Annotated in this window: 5 protein-coding genes; all 5 read left to right on the top strand. The window is 46.7% G+C overall.

What is annotated here, in order from left to right:
* Positions 1 to 281: 281 nt before the first annotated feature.
* The 5 genes from F6J94_RS30635 (at position 282) to F6J94_RS30615 (ending at position 4387) form a co-directional block, all read left to right on the top strand.
* Complete coding sequence (locus F6J94_RS30635) at positions 282 to 959, top strand: Uma2 family endonuclease (protein WP_293047181.1); 678 nt, start codon at positions 282 to 284, stop codon at positions 957 to 959.
* Positions 960 to 1543: 584 nt separating this feature from the next.
* Positions 1544 to 2251, top strand: a complete 708-nt coding sequence (locus tag F6J94_RS30630) for a Uma2 family endonuclease (protein ID WP_367142293.1) — start codon at positions 1544 to 1546, stop codon at positions 2249 to 2251.
* A 282-nt stretch (positions 2252 to 2533) separates the two neighbouring features.
* Positions 2534 to 3241, top strand: a complete 708-nt coding sequence (locus F6J94_RS30625) for a Uma2 family endonuclease (RefSeq protein ID WP_293047177.1) — start codon at positions 2534 to 2536, stop codon at positions 3239 to 3241.
* A gap of 142 nt (positions 3242 to 3383) precedes the next feature.
* Complete coding sequence (locus tag F6J94_RS30620; protein ID WP_293047175.1) at positions 3384 to 3947, top strand: hypothetical protein; 564 nt, start codon at positions 3384 to 3386, stop codon at positions 3945 to 3947.
* Positions 3944 to 4387 carry a hypothetical protein gene (locus F6J94_RS30615; protein ID WP_293047173.1) on the top strand — a complete coding sequence of 148 codons (444 nt, stop codon included), beginning with the start codon at positions 3944 to 3946 and terminating at the stop codon, positions 4385 to 4387. Before F6J94_RS30620 ends, F6J94_RS30615 begins: the two co-directional genes overlap by 4 nt.
* The last annotated feature ends 318 nt before the right edge of the window (positions 4388 to 4705 follow it).

The raw sequence follows: 4705 nt of genomic DNA, 5'->3' as shown, positions 1-4705 counted from the left end.
GTTATCAGCTATTAGCTGAATACTTACATTGTTCATGACCTATAGCGTTTATCACAGCTATGAGGTACAAAGGATTTTTTGCCTGTTGCCTGTTGCCTGTTGCCTCTTGCCTGTTGCCTGTTGCCTGTTGCCTGTTGCCTGTTGCCTCTTGCCTCTTACCTGCTCCGAACGCGCCCCGCGTGGCCTACGGCCTCAGTCCCTGCTCCCTAAAACCCAGACATTTGTACCTCACAAGTCGTATAATTGGTAGATGTTGGTATAAATTTTATGGAGCAAGTCTTGTGGTGAAATCCCCTACTCCCGTAATAACTCAACTACCTATTCTGGAAAATGGCGATCGCTTAAGTAGAGTAGAATTTGAACGACGCTATCATCAAATGCCTGAAATTAGGAAGGCGGAGTTAATTGAGGGGGTAGTTTACGTGGCATCACCAGTTAGGGTCAATAAGCATGGTCAACCTCATGGTAGGATTATTACCTGGCTAGGGACATATGAAGCCGCAACCCCTGGCATTATGCTGTGTGACAATTCTACAGTGCGGCTAGATTTTGATAATGAACCCCAACCAGATGCTTTGTTGCGCATTGAACAAGACAAAGGTGAACAGTCGAGAATTAGTGAGGATGATTACATTGAAGGTGCGCCGGAGTTGATTGTGGAGGTTGCCGCTAGTAGTGCTTCCTATGACCTCTATGATAAGCTGCGAGCCTATCGTCGGAATGGAGTGAAAGAGTATTTAGTTTGGCTAACCCAGGAGCGGGAGTTTCGCTGGTATGTGTTGCGCGAAGGGGAATATGTGCAACAGCAGCCAGATGCAGGTATATTGAGTAGCCTGGTGTTTCCTGGATTGCGCTTAGGGGTGGAGGCTTTATTAGCTGGAAAGATGCAGCAGGTGTTGGCGGTATTGCAAGAAGGGATAGATTCCGAGATGCATCAAGAGTTTGTAGCGCGATTATAGCAATTCCACGACTTGTGAGGTACAAATATCTAGGTTTTAGGGAGCAGGGAGTAGGGAGTAGGGAGTAGGGAGCAGGGAGTAGGGAGTAGGGTAAGCTATGAGGTATAGCGCTACGCCCAAGGCAGCTATGCTGAAGGCAGCTATGCTGAAGGCAGCTATGCTGAAGGCAGCTATGCTGAAGTTGACTCTAACAAGGTTTTAGAGGTAAGAGGATATCTCCCAAGTTTTTTTATAGCGTTTCTCATAGCTATGAGGTACACAATATTTTTCACCTCTTGCTAGCATGCCTATTGCTAGCATGCCTCTTGCCTACTCCCTACTCCCTGCTCCCTACTCCCTTTGCTATTACATTGTTCATGACCTATAGCGTTTCTCACAGCTATGAGGTACACAGGATTTTTTGCCTCTTGCCTCTTGCCTGTTCCCTGCTCCCTACTCCCTGTTCCCTGTTCCCTACTCCCTACTCCCTACTCCCTGCTCCCTGCTCCCTAAACCCCAAAATGCTATGCTCAAACTATCAGGTTCAACAGAGGATCATGTACCACACTGACCCACCCCGTCCTCCCAGGGAAACTATGCCCACTATGTATGATCTACCTAGTGAAGACCCAGAGGAGCCTGGTTTGCCTGACGAATTTCATGACTTCCAACCCCAGCTATTGCGAGAAACTTGCCAACCTCCCAACTATCCTAGGGAGGAAATGTTCATTGGTACAGACCTGAATTTATATTACGATAGTCGTCATTCGTTATGGCACAAGCGACCGGATTGGTTTCTGGTATTGGGTGTGACTCGCGCTCAACAACAACAAGACCTGCGCTGGAGTTATGTGGTTTGGCAGGAAGGAATAGCCCCATTTTTGGTGGTGGAACTCCTATCACCAGGTACGGAAGCTGAAGATTTAGGACAAACCCTAAGGTCTGCGAACAAGCCACCTACTAAATGGCAAGCTTATGAGCAGTATATGCGGATTCCTTACTATGTGGTTTTTGACCGTTATGACAACCAGTTGCGGGTGTTTCAATTAATGCCCATACAGTATCAGGCGGTAGAACTTTCTGAACCGAAATTTTGGTTTCCAAGGCTGGAATTAGGGTTAGGAGTTTGGCAGGGGAAATATCAAGAAACAGAAGGGTTGTGGCTGCGTTGGTATGATGAAGCTGGTAATTGGATTCCAACTTCAGCAGAACGGGCTGAACAGGAACACCAACGGGCTGAACAGGAACACCAACGGGCTGAACGATTGGCAGAACGATTGCGTAGCCTTGGGGTCAATCCTGATGATTTGTAATTATAGGGAGTAGGGAGTAGGGAGTGGGGAGTAGGGAGTAGGGAGTAGGGAGTAGGGGGAAGAGTTTTAGCTATCAGCTATCAGCTATCAGCTATCAGCTTTTGAATAAAATGAAACAGGCAAGATGCCTGTTCTACACTTGAGGCAACAGGCAAGATGCCGGTTCTACACTTGAGGCAACAGGCAAGATGCCTGTTCTACACTGGGGACACAGGCAAGATGCCGGTTCTACACTTGAGGCAACAGGCAAGATGCCTGTTCTACACTGGGGACACAGGCAAGATGCCGGTTCTACACTTGAGGCAACAGGCAAGATGCCTGTTCTACACTCTTCTCCCCCCTGCTCCCGATTCCCAATTCCCGATTCCCGATTCCCGATTCCCGATTCCCGATTCCCAATTCCCGATTCCCGATTCCCGATTCCCGATTCCCGATTCCCGATTCCCGATTCTAAATTCGCGCATTCCCTGCTCCCTACTCCCTACTCCCTACTCCCTTTGCGATATGAATATACTGACTGACTTAGTTAAAGCACTGCTACGGTATCAAGGAAGAGATTGGCAGAGCTTTGATCCGATTACCCTTCGGAAAGCGGGGATGCCTGGAGTGGAGCCAGATGCTTGTTTCTACATCCAAAATTATCAAGCAATTTTAGGAAAGCGACGACTAGACCTGAGCCAAGATCCACCACCGGATCTCGCCCTAGAAATTGACCTGACTTCAATTACTGATATTAACGACTACATTCCCCTAGCTGTTCCAGAAGTTTGGATTTACAAAGCTGACACAATTCATATCTATCGATTTGAAAGCAGCCGCTATTTAGAGGTTCAAACCAGCCAAATTTTTCCAAATTTCCCGGTGAAAGAAACCATTCCCCAATACATTAATAGGGCATGGCAGTTTGGTTCTAGTGTGGCTCTGCGAGAATTTGTTGGACTTCTTGGAGAAGAAGGGAGTAGGGAGTCGGGAGTAGGGAATAGGGAATAGGGAGTAGGGAGTAGGGAGTAGGGAGTCGGGAGAAAAGTTTCAGGGTAAGCTATAGCGCTACGCGCAAGGCAAGAGGCAAGATACCTGTTCTACTCTTGGGGCACAGGCAAGATGCCTGTTCTACTCTTGGGGCACAGGCAAGATGCCTGTTCTACTTTTGGGGCACAGGCAAGATGCCTGTTCTACTCTTGGGACATTGGCAAGATGCCTGTTCTACTTTTGGGGCACAGGCAAGATGCCTGTTCTACTTTTGGGGCACAGGCAAGATGCCTGTTCTACTCTTGGGGCACAGGCATCTTGCCTGTTCTACTTTTGGGGCACAGGCAAGATGCCTGTTCTACTTTTGGGGCACAGGCAAGATGCCTGTTCTACTTTTGGGGCACAGGCAAGATGCCTATTCTACTCTTGGGGCACAGGCAAGATGCCTGTTCTACTCTTGGGGCACAGGCAAGATGCCTGTTCTACTTTTGGGGCACAGGCAAGATGCCTGTTCTACCATTGCCTTACCACATTTCCCATACTCTTATCCCTACTCACCATACTCCCTGTTTCCGATTCTAAATTCGCGCATTCTAAATTCCAAATTCTAAATTCCCTGCTCCCTGCTCCCTGCTCCCTGCTCCCTGCTCCCTATTCCCTGTTCCCTGTTCCCTGTTCCCTAAAATCCCAAAAGTTTATCACCGAATTTAGAACCCCTATAAAATGAGTCAATCAACACCTCAAACCAAACGATGTCAACGGAACCGGAAGCGTTCTAAACGAAGAACTATTTTATGTCCGATTCATGGTTCCTACCTTGATAGCGTTAGTCAGAAGTATCGGTTGTTTGCTGACCGGCCAGGACAACTTCAGGCGCGTGGTGTTAAACAAAAATATGCCTTGATGCTGATAGCCAGTAAAACCACGGTAGCTATCGAAGGAGAATGGCTAGAGGCTTTTTGGTGTAGTGAGTGCCAGGAAACCAAGTGGTATCACGTGTGCAAGAGTGGCGATCGCATTTATAAAATATCTTTGGCTCCTGCTGAGTTATGGCAGCAGGTAACAGGGGTGATAGATCCCAATGGCAACTCTTCAGTGGGAGAGTTTACCCGTCGCCAGTCTAAACGGATTGGTTTTCATGGGATTAAGGATTTTGGGGCGATTTAGTTTTTTAGATGAGTAGTTATGATAAATTACTAGCTAAATTATAGGCAAAATGCCAAGGGCAAGAGGCAAGAGTCGTCAACTAGTAGAGTTGATTAATAACAGAGGCAATCAGTTGAGTTTATTCTTTAATAGTTTCTCAAAAAAACTTTGTAATTTTGCCTCTTGCCCAGAAGTGTTTAACGTTTTAAATTGAAACACTTCTGAGACTATTTTTGCTGATCAAACGCTGATTAATTCCCATTTAAATGGGAATTAATTTTTGATGCATAATAACTACTGACTAGTGACTCCTAAATTTTAGAGATTTTAATTCAAGGT

Origin of the sequence: Moorena sp. SIO1F2 (assembly GCF_010672755.1) — a bacterium.
Taxonomy (GTDB): Bacteria; Cyanobacteriota; Cyanobacteriia; order Cyanobacteriales; family Coleofasciculaceae; genus Moorena.
The sequence above is the reverse complement of the archived record's forward strand: the minus strand, read 5'-3'. Positions and strand labels throughout refer to the sequence as shown.